This is a genomic window from Microbacterium meiriae, assembly GCF_040685015.1.
Lineage (GTDB): Bacteria > Actinomycetota > Actinomycetes > Actinomycetales > Microbacteriaceae > Microbacterium > Microbacterium meiriae.
Genome location: NZ_JBFBHD010000002.1, coordinates 909,022 through 927,747, shown reverse-complemented (window position 1 = coordinate 927,747; position 18,726 = coordinate 909,022). Strand labels below are relative to the sequence as shown.

Genomic DNA, 18,726 nt, shown 5'->3' with positions numbered 1-18,726 from the left:
GCACCCATGACTGACTACAGACGACTTCGCGTGGCGCTGCTGGGCGCCGGAGCCGTCGGCTCCCAGGTGGCGGCCCTCCTGCTCCGCCACGGCGACGAGCTGGCCGACCGCGCGGGTGCCGCGCTGGAGCTGGCGGGCATCGCGGTGCGAAACCTCGACGCGCCCCGCGACGTCGAGCTGCCGAAGGAGCTCTTCACGACCGATGCCGAGTCGCTCATCCTCGGCGCCGACATCGTGATCGAGCTGATCGGCGGGATCGAGCCCGCCCGCACGAACATCCTCCAGGCCATCGGCTCCGGCGCCGACGTGGTCACCGCCAACAAGGCGCTGCTGGCGACCCACGGGCCGGAGCTGTTCGAGGCCGCGGATCGCGTCGGCGCATCGGTGTACTACGAGGCGGCGGCCGCCGGCGCCATCCCGATCATCCGTCCGCTGCGCGACTCGCTCGCCGGCGACCGCGTCGTGCGCATCATGGGCATCGTCAACGGCACCACGAACTACATCCTCGACCGGATGGATACCGAGGGCGCCGACTTCGCCGACGTGCTCGCCGACGCGCAGCGCCTGGGGTATGCGGAGGCCGACCCCACCGCCGACGTCGAGGGCTACGACGCCGCGCAGAAGGCCGCGATCCTCGCCAGCCTCGCCTTCCACACCGCGGTGCCGCTGGAGGCGGTGCATCGCGAGGGCATCACCTCGATCACCGCGTCGATGATCGAGGAGGCCCGCGCGGCCGGCTTCGTCATCAAGCTTCTCGCCGTCTGCGAGCGGATCGAGGCGAACGGCGCCGAGTCCATCTCGGTGCGGGTCTACCCGGCACTCGTCCCCGTGTCCCACCCGCTCGCCTCCGTGCACGGTGCCAACAATGCCGTCTTCGTCGAGGCGGAGGCCGCCGGCTCTCTCATGTTCTACGGGGCGGGCGCCGGCGGCGTGCAGACGGCCTCGGCCGTCCTCGGCGACGTCGTCTCCGCTGCGCGTCGGCATATCGCGGGCGGCGTCGGCGTGGGCGAGTCCACCCGGGCGAATCTCCCCGTCGTGCCCATCGGCCACGTCACCACGCGGTACCAGATCACCCTCGAGGTCTCCGACGCCCCCGGCGTGCTCGCGACCGTGGCGGGCATCCTCAGCGACGGCGGAGTGTCCGTCGCGACCGTCGTCCAGACCGTCGAGGGCGAGGACGAGCCGACCGCTCGCCTCATCATCGGCACGCACCGTGCGACCGAGCAGGCCCTCAGCGACACGGTGGACGTGCTGGCCGACAGCGATGTCGTCGCCCGTGTGGTGTCCGTCCTCCGGGTGGAAGGCGAGTGACCACGGTGACGGCTACGGCTCCCGAGGAGCACGGCGCCCGCATCGGCCGCACGGTCGAGGTGACGGTGCCGGCGACGAGCGCCAATCTCGGCCCCGGCTTCGACACGCTCGGCCTGGCCCTGAGCATCTACGACCGTCTCGAGGTGACCGCTCTGCCGGAGGGGGAGCTCGAGATCGAGGTCTCCGGTTCGGGCGCCGCGGACATCCCCCGGGATGCGACCAACCTCATCGTCCGGACGATCGCCTACGTCTTCGCGGACGTCGGCAGGCCGATGCCCGGCCTGCGCATCGTGGCCGAGAACGCGGTCCCGCACGGCCGCGGCTTGGGGTCCTCCGGTGCGGCCGTCGCTGCCGGCGTACTCGCGGCGAAGGGGCTGCTGGCCGGCGACGTCGACCTCTCCGACACCGATCTGCTGCGCCTCGCGACCGAGCTCGAGGGCCACCCGGACAACGTGGCGCCCGCGCTGTTCGGCGGGCTCACGATCGCGTGGATGGGGGAGCGGGGTCCGCAGCACAAGAAGCTCCTCGTGCATCGGGGCGTCTCGCCCCTCGTCCTCGTCCCCGCGTACACGATGTCGACCTCGCAGGCCCGCTCGCTGCAGCCGCCGCACGTCTCCACGGCCGACGCCGTGTTCAACGTGTCCCGGTCGGCTCTGCTCATCGCGGCGCTGATGCAGAGCCCGGAGCTGCTGCTGGACGCGACCGCCGACCGCCTGCACCAGGACTACCGCGCCGGCGCCATGCCCGAGACGCAGCGCCTCGTGCAGGCGCTGCGGGCCGCCGGATTCGCCGCCGTCGTCTCCGGCGCCGGCCCCAGTGTGCTCGTCCTCGCGGACGGTCCGGGCAGTCGCCTGGACGCCGTCGAGGTGGCCAATCGGGTGACCGACACCCCGTGGGAGGCGCTCCTGCTCGCCGTCGACGTCCGTGGTGGTACAGTGGGGGATCGAGCGGAGGGCTCCACGTAGCATTCGTGAATCTGGCCCCATTGCATCTCTTGCAAGACCCGCACGCAAACCCCTGAGGCCCAAGTGCCGAGGCTGGCTGACGCCGAGCGTCAGCCCGTGCGATCGTGCGCAGCACCCGTTGTGCGCGTTCACGCTCATTTCCCATGACCTATAAGGGAGTACTCGTGGAGAACCTCTCCGAGACCCAGAACGATCAGGCGGCTCCGACCGCCGACGCCCCCGTCGCCGCGCAGGCGACCGAGTCCGCTCCGGCCAAGAAGCGCGCGCCGCGCCGGGCGAGCACCGCGACGGCCGCTGCCAAGGCCGCCAAGGCGGAGGAGTCCGGCACCGCCGATGCTCCCGCCGCTGCCGGCGACTCCGCCGAGGGGGCAGAAGCCGCGCCCAAGGCGAAGGCTCCGCGCCGCACCCGCGCGAAGAAGGCGGACGCCGAGGCCCCCGCCGAGACCGCTGCCGCCGAGCCGGCGCCTGCTGCCGAGGCCGCCGAGGCACCGGCCGAGGCCCCGAAGTCCGGACGCGGCCGTCGCACGAAGAAGGCGGACGCCGAGGCCCCCGAGGCGAAGACCGAGAAGGCCGAGGCGGCACCGGCCGACGGCGCGACCGAGACGGCCGACGCGGGCACCGCCCAGGGCGGCCGCACCAAGAACGACGCGGCGAAGAACGAGCCGAAGAACGACGGCGCTGCCGCGAAGAACGAGGCCGAGGCGGACGCCCCCGCGAAGGACGCGTCCGGCGAGGGAGACAACGGCGACGAGCAGGGTGGTCGAGGCCGCAGTCGCAACCGCAACCGCAACCGCGGCCGCGGGCAGGGCGGCGGTCAGGAGCAGGCGCAGAACGCACCGGCCGACGACGACCAGTCCGGCAACGGCAACGGGCGCAACCGTCAGCGCAACAAGCGTCGCGGTGCCGGCCCGGTCGACGAGTTCGAGACCGAGATCACCGAGGACGACGTCCTCATCCCGATCGCCGGCATCCTCGACGTGCTCGACAACTACGCCTTCGTGCGCACCACCGGCTACCTCGCCGGGCCCAGCGACGTCTACGTCTCTCTCGGCCAGGTCAAGAAGTACAACCTCCGCAAGGGCGACGCGGTCGTCGGCTCCATCAAGCAGCCGCGCGAAGGCGAGCAGCAGGGCCGCCAGAAGTACAACGCCCTCGTCAAGGTCGACTCCATCAACGGCCTCTCGGTCGACGACGCGGCCACCCGCGTGGAGTTCGGCAAGCTCACGCCGCTCTACCCGCAGGAGCGTCTGCGCCTGGAGACGGCTCCGGAGAAGCTGACGCAGCGCATCATCGACCTCGTCGCACCGATCGGCAAGGGCCAGCGCGGCCTGATCGTCGCGCCGCCCAAGGCCGGCAAGACGATCGTCCTGCAGCAGATCGCCAACGCGATCGCGCAGAACAACCCCGAGGTGCACCTCATGGTCGTGCTCGTCGACGAGCGCCCCGAAGAGGTCACCGACATGGAGCGCACGGTGAAGGGCGAGGTCATCGCCTCCACCTTCGACCGTCCAGCGGAAGACCACACGACGGTCGCCGAGCTCGCGATCGAGCGCGCCAAGCGCCTCGTCGAGCTGGGCCGCGACGTGGTCGTGCTGCTCGACTCGATCACCCGCCTCGGACGCGCGTACAACCTGGCCGCTCCGGCGTCCGGCCGCGTCCTCACCGGTGGCGTCGACGCATCCGCGCTCTACCCGCCGAAGCGCTTCTTCGGTGCCGCCCGCAACATCGAGAACGGCGGATCCCTCACGATCCTCGCCACCGCGCTCGTCGAGACCGGCTCCAAGATGGACGAGGTCATCTTCGAGGAGTTCAAGGGCACCGGCAACAGCGAGCTGCGCCTGTCCCGCCAGCTCGCCGACAAGCGCATCTTCCCGGCGGTGGACGTGAACGCGTCCAGCACCCGCCGCGAGGAGATGCTCCTCTCCGCCGACGAGGTCAAGATCACCTGGAAGCTGCGCCGCGCTCTCGCCGGCCTCGACCCGCAGCAGGCGCTGGAGGTCGTGCTCGGCAAGCTCAAGGAGACCCACTCCAACGTGGAGTTCCTCGTTCAGATGCAGAAGTCGATCCCGACGCTGCCCTCGGGCGCCCACGGGCACGACAACAACATCCGCTGAGGCCCGACGTGTTCGAGTCCGTCCAGACTCTGATCGACGAGCATCGCCGGGTCCAGGAGGAGCTCTCCGACCCGGCGGTGCACGCCGACGCGGCCCGCGCCAAGCGTGTCAACCGTCGGTACGCCGAGCTGTCGCGCATCGTCGCGGCGCACGAGGCGTGGACGAGCGCCGTCGATGATCTGGAGGCGGCACGCGAGCTCGCCAGGGAGGACGAGGCGTTCGCCGCCGAGGTCCCCGCGCTGGAGGAGGGCGTGCAGACCGCGCAGGAGCGCCTCCGACGACTCCTCATCCCGCGCGACCCCGACGACGCCCGCGACGTGATCATGGAGATCAAGGCGGGGGAGGGCGGCGCCGAGTCGGCGTTGTTCGCCGCGGACCTGCTGCGCATGTACGTGCAGTACGCCGCGTCCAAGGGGTGGAAGACTGAGCTGCTCGAGCGCAACGAGTCCGACCTCGGCGGCTACAAGGACGTCCAGGTCGCCATCAAAGGCTCTTCGTCCGACCCTGCACAGGGCGTCTGGGCGCACCTGAAGTACGAGGGCGGCGTGCACCGCGTGCAGCGGGTGCCGGCCACGGAGTCGCAGGGACGCATCCACACGTCCACGACCGGCGTGCTCGTGTTCCCCGAGGTGGACGAGCCCGAGGAGATCCAGATCGATCAGAACGATCTGAAGATCGACGTGTTCCGTTCATCGGGCCCCGGCGGCCAGTCGGTGAACACCACCGACTCCGCGGTCCGGATCACCCACGTGCCGACCGGCATCGTCGTGTCGATGCAGAACGAGAAGTCGCAGTTGCAGAACCGTGAGGCCGCGATGCGCGTGCTGCGCGCCCGACTGCTCGCCAAGCAGCAGGAGGAGCTCGACGCGGCAGCCTCCGACGCGCGCAAGTCGCAGATCCGCGGCATGGACCGCTCGGAGCGCATCCGTACCTACAACTTCCCGGAGAACCGGATCGCGGATCACCGGACCGGGTTCAAGGCGTACAACCTCGATCAGGTCATGGACGGTGCGCTCGACCCCATCATCGAGAGCGCCATCGCCGCCGACGAAGAAGCACGCCTCGCCGCCGTGGGCTCCGAGGGCTGAGCGGCCGCCCGCCGCGTCACGTGCGCGTCGCGTACCGGTGCTCGGGCCGTCCGGTCGATCCGTACCGCAGCCGCACCTCGACGATCGTCCGTGCGGCGAGAGCCGCGAGGTGCCGTTGCGCGGTGGCCCGTGAGATGCCGACCCGCTCGGCGACCTCCGCGGCCGAGGCCTCGCCGTCTCCGAGCGCTGCGAGCACGCGCTGCTCGGTGGCCGAGCGCGAAAGGGACACGGGCTCGCCGCCGCCGTGCAGGATCGCGAGCGCCCGGTCCACGTCCTCCTGCGTGAGGGGACGCTCACCCGCGAGCAGGTTGCGATAGCGCAGGTACCGGTCGAGGAGGCCGGTCAGTCCGCGACGGTCGAACGGTTTCACGAGATAGCCGATCGCGCCGGCCCGCAGGGCTCGTCGCACGGTGGGCGCGTCGTCCGCGGCGGAGATGAGGATCGCGTCCACCCCGACCTCGCGGACGAGTCCGATGCCGTCGCCGTCGGGGAGGTAGACGTCGGCGAGCAGCAGGTCGGGGCGTGTCGAGCGCACGAGGTCGCGAGCCTCGCCACAGGAGCGCGCGGTACCGGTCACGGTGTATCCGGGATGGTCGTCCACGACCGCCCGATGCAGGTCGGCCACCCGGAAGTCGTCGTCGAGGATGAGCGCACGCAGCGGTTCCGTCACAGGTCCTCCTTCGAGAGATGCGGAGTGGGGTCGACGGCATCTCCGATGCGGGCGGCGAACACCGCGCCGTGGCCGGTGCCGCCGGGGTCGATGATCCAGAGGTCGCCGCCGCTCCGACGGGCGATCTCCGTGGCCAGGGGCAGGCCGATACCGTGCCCGTGCACGCGATCCTCGCTTCCCGCGTCGTCGGCGGGCGCTCGGAGGTCGGGCTCCCGGATACCGGCGCCGGAGTCGGAGACGGTGACGACGAGCGCGCCGCCGTCGCTCAGCGCGGAGACCTCGACCCACCGCGGGTTCCTCGTGCCCGCGACGGCGGCGGCGATCGCGTTGTCGACGAGATTGCCGAGCACGCTCGCCACGTCCTCCGCCCGACGCACGGTGCCGATCAACTGCGTGTCCTCCGCGATCCGCAGGGCGACGCCCCGTTCGGCGGCCTCCACGCCCTTGGCTCCCAGGAAGGCGTGCAGGAACGGATCCCCCACGAGGTCGAGGCCGGCGACGGGGAACGACACGGGACCGCGGCTCACCAGCTCGTCGAGGAAGGCGCGCGCATCGGCGACACGGCCGGCGTCGATAAGGCCCGCAGCCACGTGCAGGCGGTTGGCGAACTCGTGGCGCTGGACGCGCAGTGCTGAGGTCATCGTGCGCACGGCCTCCAGCCGCTCGGTGAGGGCGATGAGGTCGGTGCGGTCGCGCACGATCAGCACGTCACCGAGTTCCTGCCCGTCGCGCCGCACCGCGCTCGACTCGAGATAGAGCATCCGGTCGCCGACGACCGCCTCCGCACGCTCGCGGGCTCCCGTGGCCGTGTCCCGTACGACGGGTGGCAGCGGGAGCTCGCCCACGCGGCGGCCGACCGGGTCGTGGAGCCCGAGGAGCCGATCCGCCGCGGCATTGCTCACCCGCACGACACCGTCCTGATCGACCGCGAGCACGCCGTCGCCGACACCGTTCAGCACCGCCGTCTGGTTCTGCACGAGGGCGACCAGCTCCTCGGGCTGCACGCCGAGGGTCAACCGCTCCCAGCGGCGGCGGAGGAGAAGGAAGGTCGCGAGCGCGAGCGCGAGCGCGCCGGCGGCCGTCAGCCCGATCGCGGCGAGCACGGGCGGGAGGTCGTCGAAGACCCCGGTGCGCTCGAACCCGACGCTGATCTCGCCGACCGGCGTGCCGGTATCGTCCCGCACCGGCACCTTCGCGCGTGCCGACTCGCCGAGCGTGCCGGTCTGCCAGTCGACCACCTCGTGGCCCGCCAGCACCTCGGCGAACGGGGTGCTCACCACTTCGCCGATCCGCGACGGCAGGGGGTGGGCGAGGCGGATGCCGTGGTCGTCCGTGATCACCACGAACAGAGCCCCGGTGCGCGCCATGACGGCGGCGGAGATCTGCTGCAGCTGCCCGTCGCGCAGCGCCGCCGCATCCGGCTCGTCGTCCGACGCGGAGATGGCGGTCACCGTCTCCCGCACCTGCGCGTCCTCCGCCAGGGTCCTGGCGATGCCGAGTGCCGTCGACTCCGCCTCGGCGCGCAGCTGCTGGACCGCGAGCGCGAGATACACGCCCGTGCACAGCGTCACGACGAGGGCGACGGCGGCGAGATGCAGCAACAGGGCGCGGGTCGCGAACCGGACCCGCTTCTCCGTGGACATCGTCACCTCGCTCCCGACGCGCAATATGCGCAGAAGTCACGGTACGCGCACAACAGCCGGGAATGCGGCATACCGCGCTCCGCGTCTCCGGATTGCCTAGCCTCGTCAGGATCCGTCAGCGATGACGGAGCGACGACGAAGGAGTCACGCATGTTCCACGCATCGATCGCGCTGATCGCTGCCGCCGAGGAGGCACCCACCTACGACGTGGCCTTCGTACCGCCGGAGGGGGTGCTCGTCATCCTCGGCTTCACGATGGTCCTCGTGTTCATGACGCTGATCATGACCAAGCGCCTCACGCCCATGGTGGCGCTGATCCTGGTGCCCACCGTCTTCGGGCTGTTCGCGGGGGCGGGTCTCGGCCTGGGCGACATGATCCTCGACTCGATCGGCACCATGGCGCCCACGGCGGCGCTGCTGATGTTCGCCATCATGTTCTTCGGCATCATGATCGACGTCGGCCTCTTCGACCCGCTCATCCGGTTGATCACGCGGTTGCTCGGCGATGACCCGGCGAAGGTGGTGCTCGGGACCGCGATCCTCGCCGGCGCCGTGTCCCTCGACGGCGACGGCTCGACGACCTTCATCATCACGACCTCCGCGATGCTGCCCATCTACCTGCGCCTCGGCATGAGCCCCGTCGTCCTCACCTGCGTCGCCGGCCTCATGAACGGCACGCTCAACATCGTCCCCTGGGGCGGACCGACCGTGCGCGCCGCGACCGCGCTCGGCGTGCAGCCGACGGAGATCTTCGTGCCGATGCTTCCCGCGCTGGGCGCGGGCATCGTCGTGACGCTCGGCTTCGCCTGGCTGCTCGGCCTGGGGGAGCGGCGTCGTCTGGGGCGGATCGATGCGGACGGGCGGCTCACCGGAGCCGACGGCGGTGTGCTCGCCTCCGTGCCCCGCATCTTCCGCGGCGCCGAGCTCAAGCCGGGCGCGCGCGCCTCGCTGCGCACCGGCAACCTCGTCGTCGTCGCCGGCGGACACGCCCCGGTCGCGGCCGGGAGCGTCGACCCCGCGGACACGGCGATGGCCGACACCATGCTCGATCCGGCCCGCCCCACCCTGCGCCCGCGGCTGATCTGGTTCAACCTCCTGCTGACCGTCGCCGTCATGGTGCTCCTTGTCGTCGACATCCTTCCGCTGCCCTACGTGTTCATGGTCGGGGCCGGCGTCGCCCTCGTCGTCAACTTCCGCGGCATCAAGGATCAGGCGGCGGAGATCGTCGCGCACGCCCCGAGCATCGTCGGCGTCGTATCGATGGTCATCGCGGCCGGCGTCCTCGTGGGAGTCCTCTCCGGCACCGGAATGGTCGACGCGATGGCGACCTGGATCACCACCGTGCTGCCACCCGCGCTCGGACCGTTCCTCGCCCCGATCACGGGTGTGCTGTCCATCCCGTTCACGTTCTTCATGTCGAACGACGCCTTCTACTTCGGCATCCTCCCCGTGCTCGCACAGAGCGCCGCGAACTTCGGCATCGATCCGGTCGAGATGGCCAGAGCCTCGATCACCGGGCAGCCGGTGCACCTGCAGAGTCCGCTGGTCCCCGCGATCCTGCTGCTGGTCTCGCTCGCCGGGGTGAACCTCGGAGACCACCACCGGAAGGTGCTGTGGCGCGCGGTCATCGTGTCGCTCGTGATGCTGGGGATCGGCATCCTGGTCGGCGCCGTCCCGTTCTTCGTCGCGCAGTGACGAAGGTCGCCGGCCGCGGGGCGAGCGTCAGATGGAGTAGTCCGGGGCGGTCAGCAGGGCCCTGGTGTCCTCTCCGGCGGTCCGCTGGCGCGGCTTCGCGGGAACGCCGACGAGCACGCTGTCGGCGGGTGCGTCCTTGGTGACCACGGCGTTGGCGCCCACGACGGAACGGGCTCCGACCGTGACGGCGCCGAGGATCTTCGCCCCCGCGCCCACGGCGACGCCGTCCTGCAGGGTGGGGTGCCGCTTGCCGACGTCCCGTGTCCGGCCCCCGAGCGTCACGCCGTGGTACATCAGCACGTCATCGCCGATCTCCGCGGTCTCGCCGATCACGACGCCCATGCCGTGGTCGATGAAGAAGCGCCGGCCGATCCGGGCTCCGGGGTGGATCTCGACGCCCGTCAGCCACCGGGAGATCTGCGACCCGGCGCGCGCGAGGAGCCGGAGGCGCCGCCGCCACAGCGCGTGCGAGACGCGGTGCGCCCAGATGGCGTGCAGGCCGGGGTAGAGCAGTGCCACCTCGATCGCGGTGCGCGCGGCCGGATCGCGAAGGCGCGCGGCGGCGATGTCCTCGCGCATTCGCCCGATCATGCCCATCGACGACCTCAGTCCTCGCGCAGGTCCTCGAACAGGGCGGTGGAGAGGTACCGCTCGCCGGTGTCCGGGATGATCACGACGATGGTCTTGCCGGCGTTCTCCGGGCGCGCGGCGACGGTCAGGGCCGCCGACACGGCGGCACCGGACGACATGCCGACCAGCAGACCCTCCTTCGCCGCGAGCTCGCGGGCCACGCGCAGCGAGTCCTCGAACTCCGCCGTGATGATCTCGTCGAGCACCTCGCGGTCGAGCACGTCGGGTACGAAGTTCGGGCCGATGCCCTGGATCTTGTGCGGTCCGGGGTGCCCCTCGGTGAGGACGGGGGAGTCCTTCGGCTCGACGGCGATGACCTGGACCTCGGGCTTCGCGGCCTTCAGCGCCTGCCCGGTGCCGGTGACCGTCCCGCCCGTGCCGACGCCGGCGATGAAGATGTCGACCGCGCCCTCGGTGTCCCGGAGGATCTCCTGCGCCGTGGTCTCGCGGTGGATCTGCGGATTCGCCGCGTTCTCGAACTGGCGGATCCAGACCGCGCCAGGGGTCTCGTCGACGATGCGCTTGACCTCCTCGATCGCGCCCTTCATGCCCTTGGTGGGGTCGGTGAGGACGATCTCCGCGCCGAACGCCTTGAGCAGCACACGGCGCTCCTTCGACATCGAGGCGGGCATCGTGAGGATGACACGGTAGCCGCGGGCGGCGCCGACCATGGCGAGGGCGATGCCGGTGTTGCCGCTCGTGGACTCCACGATGGTGCCGCCGGGGGAGAGCTCACCCGCGGCCTCCGCCGCATTGATCATGGCGATGCCGATGCGGTCCTTCACGCTGGACGCCGGGTTGTAGTACTCGAGCTTGGCGAGCACGGTGGCGCCGAGGCCCTCGGTCACGCGGTTGAGGCGGACGAGCGGCGTGTTGCCGAAAGCGGTGGTGATGTCGGGGTGGATGCCGGACATGGGGGAGCCCTTCCTGTGCGGGTGCGCTGCCGATCCAGCCTAGGCGAGCCCGAGGGGGGACGGGGCATTGTGACGTGCGCGCACTCTACGCTGGAGCCATGCCCGACCTCTCCCTCGCTGCGGCCGTGCGCGCCGCGGCGCAGCGTCTCGCCGACGCCGGCGTGCCCGACCCCCTCGTCGACGCCGAGCTGCTCGCCGGACACGTCCGAGGACAGCGCCGCGGGGAGGTGCAGGCGGCCATCGTCCGGGGCGACAGGCTCGACGACGACGACGCGACCGCCTTGGACGCGCTCGTCGCCCGACGCGCAGGCCGCGAGCCCCTGCAGCATCTCACCGGCACCGCACCGTTCCGGCATCTGGAGCTCGCGGTGGGCCCTGGTGTCTTCGTCCCCCGGCCCGAGACGGAGACCGTGGCGCAGTATGCGATCGACGCCCTTCTGGGGTCGGGCGATCCGTCCCCCATCGGCGTCGATCTCGGCACGGGCAGCGGGGCGATCGCGCTTGCGATGGCGACCGAGGTGCCGCACGCCCGGGTGTACGCCGCGGAGATCTCCCCGGAGGCCCACGTCTGGGCCCGTCGCAACGTCGAGGGTGTCGAGAACCTCACGCTCGTGCTGTCCGATCTCGCCGATGCCTTCCCCGAACTGGACGGCACAGCCGCGGTCGTCATCTCGAACCCTCCGTACGTCCCCGCTCAGGCGATCCCGCGCGACCCCGAGGTCCGGCTGTTCGACCCCGCCCTCGCGCTCTACGGCGGAGAGGACGGGCTGGACGTCGTCCGTGTGCTCAGCACCAGGGCTCTGCGTCTGCTGCGGCCGGGGGGCACGCTGGTGATCGAGCACGGAGAACTGCAGGGCTCCCCGATCCGCGAGCTGCTCGCGGCTGACGGATGGCGGGCCGCAGCCACCCATCGCGATCTGACGCTGCGCGACCGCGCCACCACCGCCGTCCGCCCCTGATCAGCAGACGTCGAGCTCGTCCCGAACCCGCCCCGCGTAGAATCGAACCGTCATGTCCCCCATCTTCGACTGCAGCGACGAGGCGCAGCTGCTCGCCGGGATGCGCAATGCGCGCCAGGCGATCGGCCGCGGCGACCTCATCGTCATCCCCACCGACACCGTCTACGGCGTCGCCGCCGACGCCTTCTCGCCGCCCGCGGTGCAGCGCCTCCTGGACGCCAAGGGTCGCGGCCGCAATCAGCCGCCGCCCGTGCTCGTCGGCACGAAGGAGACGCTGACGGCCCTCGCGGAGGCTGTTCCGGAGCCCGTCCAGCGTCTCGTCGACGCGTTCTGGCCCGGGGGGCTCACGATCGTGCTGCCGGCGCAGCCCTCGCTGGTGTGGGATCTGGGGGAGACCAAGGGCACGGTCGCCGTCCGCATGCCCGAGGGGCGGGTGGTGCTCGAGCTGCTGGCCGAGACCGGACCGCTCGCGGTGTCCAGTGCCAACCTCACCGGCAAGGCGGCAGCGATCTCCGCGCTCGACGCGGAGAAGATGCTGGGCGACAGCGTCGCGGTGTATCTGGACGACGGCATGAGCAAGGACGGCGTCGCGTCCACGATCATCGATGCGACCTCGCTCGTCCGCCGCGCGGGTGACGCCGAGCAGGGCGTCGTCCGGATCCTGCGGGACGGCGTCGTGACCAGGGAGCAGCTGCGCGAGGTCCTGGGCGACCTGCTCGAGCCGGACCCGCAGGACGAGGATTCGTGAAGCAGTACCTCTTCACGATCATCGTCACCGCCGCGATCACCTTCGTGCTGACCTGGGCGGTGTGGCGGCTGAGCCTCCGCTTCAAGCTGTATCCCGGCATCCGCGAACGCGACGTGCACACCACCCCCACGCCCCGACTCGGCGGCGTCGCGATCTTCCTCGGCATCGTCGCCGCCTTCGCGGTCTCGGCCGCCAACCCGTTCTTCCAGAGCATCTGGACGCCGCCGCAGACCATGTGGTCGATCCTCGCGGCCGCCCTGCTCATCGCCGTGATCGGGGTCATGGACGACCTCTGGGACATCGACTGGATGATCAAGCTGGGAGCGCAGTTCCTCGCCGCCGGCATCATCACGGTGGGCGGCGGCCTGCAGATCCTCTCCCTGCCGTTCGGCGACCTGATCGTCGTGTCGAGCTGGCTGAGCATCACGATCACCATGTTCGCGATCGTGATCGTCATGAACGCCGTGAACTTCATCGACGGTCTCGACGGTCTCGTCGCCGGCGTCTGCCTGATCTCGAACGGCGTCTTCTTCGCGTACTCGTACATCTTCACGCGGGACTCCGGGGCGTCGAGCTACTTCAACCTCTCCACGTTCCTCGCCGCGGTCCTCATCGGCGCCTGCCTCGGTTTCCTCCCGCTGAACTGGAGCCCGGCGAAGCTGTTCATGGGTGACTCCGGTGCTCTCGTGATCGGTCTGCTCATGGCGACCTCGGCCATCGCGATCACCGGGCAGATGGATCCGTCCGCCCTGGACCCGGAGCGCCTGGGGCGTTCGCAGCTGGTCGGCGCCTTCCTGCCGATCCTGCTCCCGTTGCTGGTCGTGCTCCTCCCGCTGCTGGACTTCGGCCTCGCCGTGCTGCGTCGGATGAGCGCGGGGCGATCGCCGTTCTCGCCGGACCGCAAGCACCTGCATCACCGGATGCTCGACCTCGGCCATCGCGACCGCGATGCGGTCCTGATCTTCTACGCCTGGACGGCCGTCATCTCCCTCGCCGTCCTCCTGATGTACGTCGGCGCCCGAGAGGACTGGCCCGGCCAGTACCTTCCGGGTGTCGCGTTCGGGGTCGTCGGCATCGCCGCATGCCTCGTCATCACCCTGAGTCCCACCCGCCGACGCAAGACCGCCGCGGGCGTCGCGCCCGACCCGATCCCCCTGGAGCCCCGATGAGTCCGAGCCCCGTTTCCAGCACCCCGATCCTGCGTCGCACCCTCGTCTGGTCGGCGGTGGCCACCGTCGTGCTGGCGCTCGTCGCCGGCGGGATCGGCTTCGCCGTCGCGCAGGGGGAGGGGCTGGTCAGCGGTCTCCTCGGTGTCCTCCTCGCCGCGCTGTTCCTCGGGATCACGGGGCTGAGCATCCTCATCGCCAACCGGTGGTACGGCGATCCGCTGTACGTGCAGCTCTTCTTCGCGATCGTGCTGGGCGGGTGGCTGCTGAAGCTCGGGGTCTTCGTCGTCGTGATGATCCTGCTCGCCGGACAGCCGTGGATCGAGCCGATGGTGTTCTTCCTGTCGATCGTCGCGGGGGTGCTCATGTCCCTCATCATCGACGTCGTCGTTCTCACCCAGATGCGGCTGCCGAACGTCAGCGACACCACGCTGCCCACCGAGGTGCCGGAGGACCGCGCCCCCGGAGCGGTGAACGATGCCGCCGACGGCCCTGCGGACGCGGCCCCGCGGTCTTAGGGCACCCTTGGATTCTGATAGTGTTGAGGAGTGCCCGCCGCTCGCCCGCGAGCGCTTGCGCTGTGTAGCACACCGACCATCGTCGCCCCGGTTCTGACCGGTGCCCCGAAGCTGGAGCCCGCGCTGTTTAATCTTGCTGCGACCCTGACCCCCCGACTCGCGTCCTCTGATGGCGAGTTCCACGGCCCTTCGATCGATGAGTTCTTCCCGGAGATCCTCTTCCACGTCGGACCCATCCCGGTCAACCGGATCCACCTGATCCAGTTGCTCTCGGTGATCGCCGTCGTCCTGATCCTCTGGCTCGGCACCCGCCGCATGAAGGTCGTGCCCGGCCGGTTCCAGAGCCTCGTCGAGATGGGCCTCGGCTTCGTCCGCGGCGGCATCGCGCACGACCTGCTCGGCCGCAAGGACGGCGACCGCTTCCTGCCGATCCTCACCACGATCTTCTTCATGGTGCTGTTCATGAACGTGACGGGAATCATCCCGTTCCTGAACATGCCGGGAACGGCGATCATCGCGGTGCCGCTCACGCTCGCCGTGGTCAGCTACGTCACGTTCATCTACGCCGGCATCAAGAAGAGCCCGAAGAACTTCTTCAAGAACGCGCTCTTCCCGTCCGGCGTGCCGTGGCCGGTCTACTTCATCGTCACGCCGATCGAGCTCATCTCGACGTTCATCATCCGCCCGGTGACCCTCACCCTGCGACTGCTGATGAACCTCGTCGTCGGCCACATGATCCTGGTCCTCTGCTTCGCGGCGACCCAGTTCTTCTTCTTCACCGCGGGCGGCGGCTGGGCTGCCCTCGGTATCGGAACCCTCGCCTTCGGCGGCGCCTTCACTCTCTTCGAGATCCTGGTCGCCGTCCTGCAGGCCTACGTCTTCACCGTCCTCACCGCGGTCTACATCCAGCTCGCGGTCGCAGAAGAGCACTGAGCGGGCGGGCAACAGCCCTCCCACCCAACGAAAGGAAAAACCCGTGGACGCAACTACGGTTCTCGCTGAAATCAACGGCCACCTCGCGGCGGTCGGCTACGGCCTCGCGGCCATCGGCCCGGCCATCGGTGTGGGCATCGTGGTCGGCAAGACCATCGAGGGCGTCGCCCGTCAGCCCGAGCTGGCCGGTCGCCTGCAGGTCCTCATGTGGATCGGTATCGCCTTCACCGAGGCGCTTGCGTTCGTCGGCATCGCCGTCGGATTCATCCCCTTCCCGTAATCCCCACCGACTTCTGAAGGAGACAGGATGCTGAACGCTCTTGTCACGAACCTCGCGGCTGAGGGTGAGGCGGCGAACAACCCGCTGATCCCCGCGTGGTACGACATCATCTGGTCGGGCTTCTGGTTCCTCATCATCCTCGCCGTCATGTGGAAGGTCGCCCTTCCTCGTCTGACGAAGATGCTCGACGAGCGGTCCGCCGCCATCGAGGGCAACATCGCCAAGGCCGATGAGGCGCAGAAGCAGGCGGAAGCGGCTCTCGAGGAGTACACCCGACAGCTGGCCGAGGCACGCACCGAGGCCGGTGAGATCCGTGAGGCCGCCCGTGAGGACGGCAAGAAGATCATCGCCGAGGCGAAGGAGACCGCAGCCAGCGAGGCCGCGCGTCTGACCGCCACCGCGCACACGCAGATCGAGGCAGAGCGCCAGACGGCTCTCGTCTCCCTGCGCAGCGAGGTCGGCTCGCTCGCTCTGGACCTCGCCGGCGGCGTGGTCGGCGAGACGCTCTCCGACGACGCCCGCGCGGCCGCCGTGGTCGACCGCTTCCTCGCCGATCTCGAAGCATCCGACCTTCGACAGGCTCAGGTCCCGGGCGGGCAGTCGTAATGGGCAGCGCGACCGCTCAGGCACTCGCGGCATCCACTCAGACGCTTGCCGCAGCGAAGGACGTCACCCTCGAGACCGCGCGCGAGCTGTTCGCGGCCGCGCGGGCCGTGGGCGAATCGTCTCAGCTGAGCGGCGCGCTGGCTGACACCTCGGCTCCGACCTCGGCGCGGCAGAACGTCGTGTCCGCGGTGTTCGGGCAGTACGGCTCCGCGGCGCAGGATGTCCTGCGCACCGCTGTCGCCGAACGCTGGTCGAACGCCTCCGAGCTGATCGACGGTCTCGAGGAGCTCGCGATCCGGGCGGCGACCATCGCCGAGCCCGGCGCGGACATCGAGGGCGAGCTCTTCGGCTTCTCGCGGGTGATCGCGGCGAACCCGGAGCTCGAACTCGCGCTCGGCAGCCGGCTCGGGGGAGAGGACGCCAAGGCCGCCCTGGTCGAGCGTCTCCTCGTCGATGCCTCCGCCAGCGCTCCGACGGCCCTCATCGTCACGTCCCTCGTGCGTCAGCCGCGCGAGCGCCGGGTGCGGCAGCTGCTGAGCCGGGCGATGCGTATCGTCTCGAACCAGCGCGGTCGCCTCGTGGCCACGGTGCACACGGCGACCGAGCTCAGCGACGCGCAGCGCACGCGACTCGGCCAGACGCTCTCGCAGCGATACGGCGGCCAGGTGTCCCTCAACGTCGTCATCGACCCCAGCGTCGTCGGAGGCCTGCGTGTGCAGATCGCCGATGACGTCATCGACGGCAGCATCTCCGCACGACTCGCCGACCTTCGCCAGAAGCTCGCGGGCTAACACGACTTCGCGCGGGGAACCGCGCACCCAGATACAAAGGGAAGACAATGGCAGAACTATCGATCAGCCCCGACGTCATCCGTGACGCGCTGAAGGATTTCGCCGCCGCGTACGAGCCCACCGGGGCCGCGGCGACCGAGGTCGGCACCGTCATCGACGCCGCCGACGGCATCGCTCACGTCGAGGGACTTCCCGGCGTGATGGCGAACGAGCTCGTGACCTTCGCCGACGGCACCAAGGGTCTCGCGCTGAACCTCGACGAGCACGAGATCGGTGTCGTCGTCCTCGGCGACTTCACCGGCATCGAGGCCGGTCAGGAAGTCACCCGCACGGGTGAGGTCCTCTCCGTCCCGGTCGGCGACGGCTACCTCGGCCGTGTCGTCGACCCGCTCGGCAACCCGATCGACGGCCTCGGCGCGATCGCGACCGAGGGTGTCCGCGAGCTCGAGCTCCAGGCCCCCGGCGTCATGCAGCGCAAGTCGGTGCACGAGCCCATGCAGACCGGCATCAAGGCGATCGACGCGATGATCCCGGTCGGCCGCGGCCAGCGCCAGCTCATCATCGGCGACCGCCAGACCGGCAAGACGGCCATCGCGATCGACACGATCATCAACCAGAAGGCCAACTGGGAGTCCGGCGACGTCAACAAGCAGGTCCGCTGCATCTACGTCGCCATCGGTCAGAAGGGCTCGACCATCGCTTCGGTGAAGGGCGCGCTCGAGGAGGCCGGCGCTCTGGAGTACACCACCATCGTGGCGGCTCCGGCGTCCGACCCCGCCGGCTTCAAGTACCTCGCTCCGTACACCGGTTCGGCCATCGGCCAGCACTGGATGTACGGCGGCAAGCACGTCCTCATCATCTTCGACGACCTGTCGAAGCAGGCCGAGGCCTACCGTGCCGTCTCCCTGCTGCTGCGCCGCCCGCCGGGCCGCGAGGCCTACCCTGGCGACGTCTTCTACCTGCACTCCCGTCTGCTCGAGCGGTGCGCGAAGCTGTCCGACGAGCTCGGTGCGGGTTCGATGACCGGTCTTCCGATCATCGAGACCAAGGCGAACGACGTCTCGGCGTACATCCCGACCAACGTGATCTCGATCACCGACGGCCAGATCTTCCTGCAGTCCGACCTCTTCAACGCCAACCAGCGTCCTGCGGTCGACGTGGGTATCTCGGTGTCGCGTGTCGGTGGTGACGCTCAGGTGAAGTCGATCAAGAAGGTCTCCGGAACGTTGAAGCTGGAGCTGGCGCAGTACCGCTCGCTCGAGGCGTTCGCGATGTTCGCATCGGACCTCGACGCCGCTTCGCGTCGTCAGCTCTCGCGCGGTGCCCGTCTGACCGAGCTGCTCAAGCAGCCGCAGTACTCGCCGTACCCGGTGGAGGAGCAGGTCGTCTCGATCTGGGCCGGCACCAATGGCAAGCTCGACTCGATCGAGGTCGAGGACGTGCTGCGGTTCGAGCGCGAGCTGCTCGACTACCTGCGTCGCAACACGAAGGTGCTCGACACGCTGCGGGAGACCAACGTGCTGGACGACGCCACCGTCGCCGAGCTCGACAAGCAGACCGACAACTTCCTCCTGGAGTTCCAGGGCGGCAAGGGCCACGCCATCGGCGCCCCTGGCCACGAGGAGCACGCTGCGGCCGAGGCCGAGGACGTCAACCAGGAGAAGATCGTCAAGGGTCGTCGCGCGTAACCGCGTG

Annotated in this window: 18 protein-coding genes; 14 read left to right on the top strand and 4 right to left on the bottom strand. The window is 70.1% G+C overall.

What is annotated here, in order from left to right:
• Positions 1-6 precede the first annotated feature (6 nt).
• The 4 genes from AB0N68_RS13035 (at position 7) to prfA (ending at position 5,478) form a co-directional block, all read left to right on the top strand.
• Positions 7-1,311, top strand: a complete 1,305-nt coding sequence (locus AB0N68_RS13035) for a homoserine dehydrogenase (protein WP_187663808.1) — start codon at positions 7-9, stop codon at positions 1,309-1,311.
• Positions 1,308-2,276: a homoserine kinase gene (gene thrB, locus AB0N68_RS13030; protein WP_313366706.1), complete on the top strand. Its 969-nt coding sequence runs from the start codon at positions 1,308-1,310 to the stop codon at positions 2,274-2,276. Before AB0N68_RS13035 ends, thrB begins: the two co-directional genes overlap by 4 nt.
• A gap of 164 nt (positions 2,277-2,440) precedes the next feature.
• Positions 2,441-4,390: a transcription termination factor Rho gene (rho, locus tag AB0N68_RS13025; RefSeq protein ID WP_363332875.1), complete on the top strand. Its 1,950-nt coding sequence runs from the start codon at positions 2,441-2,443 to the stop codon at positions 4,388-4,390.
• Positions 4,391-4,398: 8 nt separating this feature from the next.
• Positions 4,399-5,478 (top strand): peptide chain release factor 1, encoded by a 1,080-nt coding sequence (prfA, locus tag AB0N68_RS13020; RefSeq protein ID WP_313366707.1) that lies wholly within the window; start codon positions 4,399-4,401, stop codon positions 5,476-5,478.
• A gap of 16 nt (positions 5,479-5,494) precedes the next feature.
• Here the strand turns inward: prfA and AB0N68_RS13015 are convergent, their stop codons facing one another.
• Both AB0N68_RS13015 and AB0N68_RS13010 read right to left on the bottom strand, forming a co-directional pair.
• Positions 5,495-6,148: a response regulator gene (locus AB0N68_RS13015; protein WP_280568498.1), complete on the bottom strand. Its 654-nt coding sequence runs from the start codon at positions 6,146-6,148 to the stop codon at positions 5,495-5,497.
• The gene (locus tag AB0N68_RS13010; RefSeq protein WP_313366708.1) at positions 6,145-7,791 is read right to left on the bottom strand and encodes a sensor histidine kinase; all 1,647 of its coding nucleotides are present in this window, start codon (positions 7,789-7,791) and stop codon (positions 6,145-6,147) included. Before AB0N68_RS13010 ends, AB0N68_RS13015 begins: the two co-directional genes overlap by 4 nt.
• 150 nt (positions 7,792-7,941) lie before the next feature.
• Between AB0N68_RS13010 and AB0N68_RS13005 the strand changes: the two genes are divergently transcribed.
• Entirely contained in the window at positions 7,942-9,486 is a 1,545-nt protein-coding gene (locus AB0N68_RS13005) for a CitMHS family transporter (RefSeq protein ID WP_313366709.1), read from the top strand.
• Positions 9,487-9,513: 27 nt separating this feature from the next.
• Here AB0N68_RS13005 and epsC read toward each other — a convergent pair whose 3' ends face one another.
• Positions 9,514-10,083 (bottom strand): serine O-acetyltransferase EpsC, encoded by a 570-nt coding sequence (gene epsC / locus AB0N68_RS13000; RefSeq protein WP_292797914.1) that lies wholly within the window; start codon positions 10,081-10,083, stop codon positions 9,514-9,516.
• 8 nt (positions 10,084-10,091) lie between these two features.
• Positions 10,092-11,030, bottom strand: a complete 939-nt coding sequence (gene cysK, locus AB0N68_RS12995; protein ID WP_292797911.1) for a cysteine synthase A — start codon at positions 11,028-11,030, stop codon at positions 10,092-10,094.
• 98 nt (positions 11,031-11,128) lie between these two features.
• On the opposite strand from cysK, the gene prmC reads away from it, so the two are divergent.
• The 9 genes from prmC to atpA all read left to right on the top strand — a co-directional run bounded on the left by prmC (position 11,129) and on the right by atpA (position 18,719).
• Complete coding sequence (gene prmC / locus AB0N68_RS12990; protein ID WP_187663816.1) at positions 11,129-11,989, top strand: peptide chain release factor N(5)-glutamine methyltransferase; 861 nt, start codon at positions 11,129-11,131, stop codon at positions 11,987-11,989.
• 52 nt (positions 11,990-12,041) lie between these two features.
• A complete protein-coding gene (locus AB0N68_RS12985) occupies positions 12,042-12,737 on the top strand; it encodes an L-threonylcarbamoyladenylate synthase (protein WP_187663817.1) in 696 nt (231 codons plus the stop codon).
• Positions 12,734-13,906: an MraY family glycosyltransferase gene (locus tag AB0N68_RS12980; RefSeq protein WP_187663818.1), complete on the top strand. Its 1,173-nt coding sequence runs from the start codon at positions 12,734-12,736 to the stop codon at positions 13,904-13,906. The genes AB0N68_RS12985 and AB0N68_RS12980 overlap by 4 nt, the downstream gene beginning before the upstream one ends.
• Positions 13,903-14,421, top strand: coding sequence for a Cg1360 family ATP-synthase-associated protein (locus tag AB0N68_RS12975; protein WP_280568483.1), 519 nt, complete (start codon positions 13,903-13,905; stop codon positions 14,419-14,421). Before AB0N68_RS12980 ends, AB0N68_RS12975 begins: the two co-directional genes overlap by 4 nt.
• 111 nt (positions 14,422-14,532) lie before the next feature.
• Positions 14,533-15,354 (top strand): F0F1 ATP synthase subunit A, encoded by an 822-nt coding sequence (atpB, locus tag AB0N68_RS12970; protein WP_136035259.1) that lies wholly within the window; start codon positions 14,533-14,535, stop codon positions 15,352-15,354.
• 43 nt (positions 15,355-15,397) lie between these two features.
• Positions 15,398-15,634, top strand: coding sequence for an ATP synthase F0 subunit C (gene atpE, locus AB0N68_RS12965; RefSeq protein WP_025103147.1), 237 nt, complete (start codon positions 15,398-15,400; stop codon positions 15,632-15,634).
• Positions 15,635-15,661: 27 nt separating this feature from the next.
• Positions 15,662-16,240, top strand: coding sequence for a F0F1 ATP synthase subunit B (locus AB0N68_RS12960; protein ID WP_363332870.1), 579 nt, complete (start codon positions 15,662-15,664; stop codon positions 16,238-16,240).
• The gene (locus AB0N68_RS12955) at positions 16,240-17,031 is read left to right on the top strand and encodes a F0F1 ATP synthase subunit delta (RefSeq protein ID WP_363332868.1); all 792 of its coding nucleotides are present in this window, start codon (positions 16,240-16,242) and stop codon (positions 17,029-17,031) included. The genes AB0N68_RS12960 and AB0N68_RS12955 overlap by 1 nt, the downstream gene beginning before the upstream one ends.
• A gap of 47 nt (positions 17,032-17,078) precedes the next feature.
• A complete protein-coding gene (gene atpA, locus AB0N68_RS12950) occupies positions 17,079-18,719 on the top strand; it encodes a F0F1 ATP synthase subunit alpha (protein ID WP_062634989.1) in 1,641 nt (546 codons plus the stop codon).
• Positions 18,720-18,726 lie beyond the last annotated feature (7 nt).

What these genes read in the sequence shown, in the direction of transcription:
- AB0N68_RS12960 (WP_363332870.1), top strand. Translation starts at nt 15,662, where the DNA reads ATGCTGAACGCTCTTGTCACGAACCTCGCGGCTGAGGGTGAGGCGGCG.
- AB0N68_RS13035 (WP_187663808.1), top strand. Translation starts at nt 7, where the DNA reads ATGACTGACTACAGACGACTTCGCGTGGCGCTGCTGGGCGCCGGAGCC.
- epsC (WP_292797914.1), bottom strand. Translation starts at nt 10,083, where the DNA reads ATGGGCATGATCGGGCGAATGCGCGAGGACATCGCCGCCGCGCGCCTT.
- AB0N68_RS12955 (WP_363332868.1), top strand. Translation starts at nt 16,240, where the DNA reads ATGGGCAGCGCGACCGCTCAGGCACTCGCGGCATCCACTCAGACGCTT.
- cysK (WP_292797911.1), bottom strand. Translation starts at nt 11,030, where the DNA reads ATGTCCGGCATCCACCCCGACATCACCACCGCTTTCGGCAACACGCCG.
- prmC (WP_187663816.1), top strand. Translation starts at nt 11,129, where the DNA reads ATGCCCGACCTCTCCCTCGCTGCGGCCGTGCGCGCCGCGGCGCAGCGT.
- AB0N68_RS12975 (WP_280568483.1), top strand. Translation starts at nt 13,903, where the DNA reads ATGAGTCCGAGCCCCGTTTCCAGCACCCCGATCCTGCGTCGCACCCTC.
- AB0N68_RS13010 (WP_313366708.1), bottom strand. Translation starts at nt 7,791, where the DNA reads ATGTCCACGGAGAAGCGGGTCCGGTTCGCGACCCGCGCCCTGTTGCTG.
- atpA (WP_062634989.1), top strand. Translation starts at nt 17,079, where the DNA reads ATGGCAGAACTATCGATCAGCCCCGACGTCATCCGTGACGCGCTGAAG.
- AB0N68_RS12985 (WP_187663817.1), top strand. Translation starts at nt 12,042, where the DNA reads ATGTCCCCCATCTTCGACTGCAGCGACGAGGCGCAGCTGCTCGCCGGG.
- AB0N68_RS13005 (WP_313366709.1), top strand. Translation starts at nt 7,942, where the DNA reads ATGTTCCACGCATCGATCGCGCTGATCGCTGCCGCCGAGGAGGCACCC.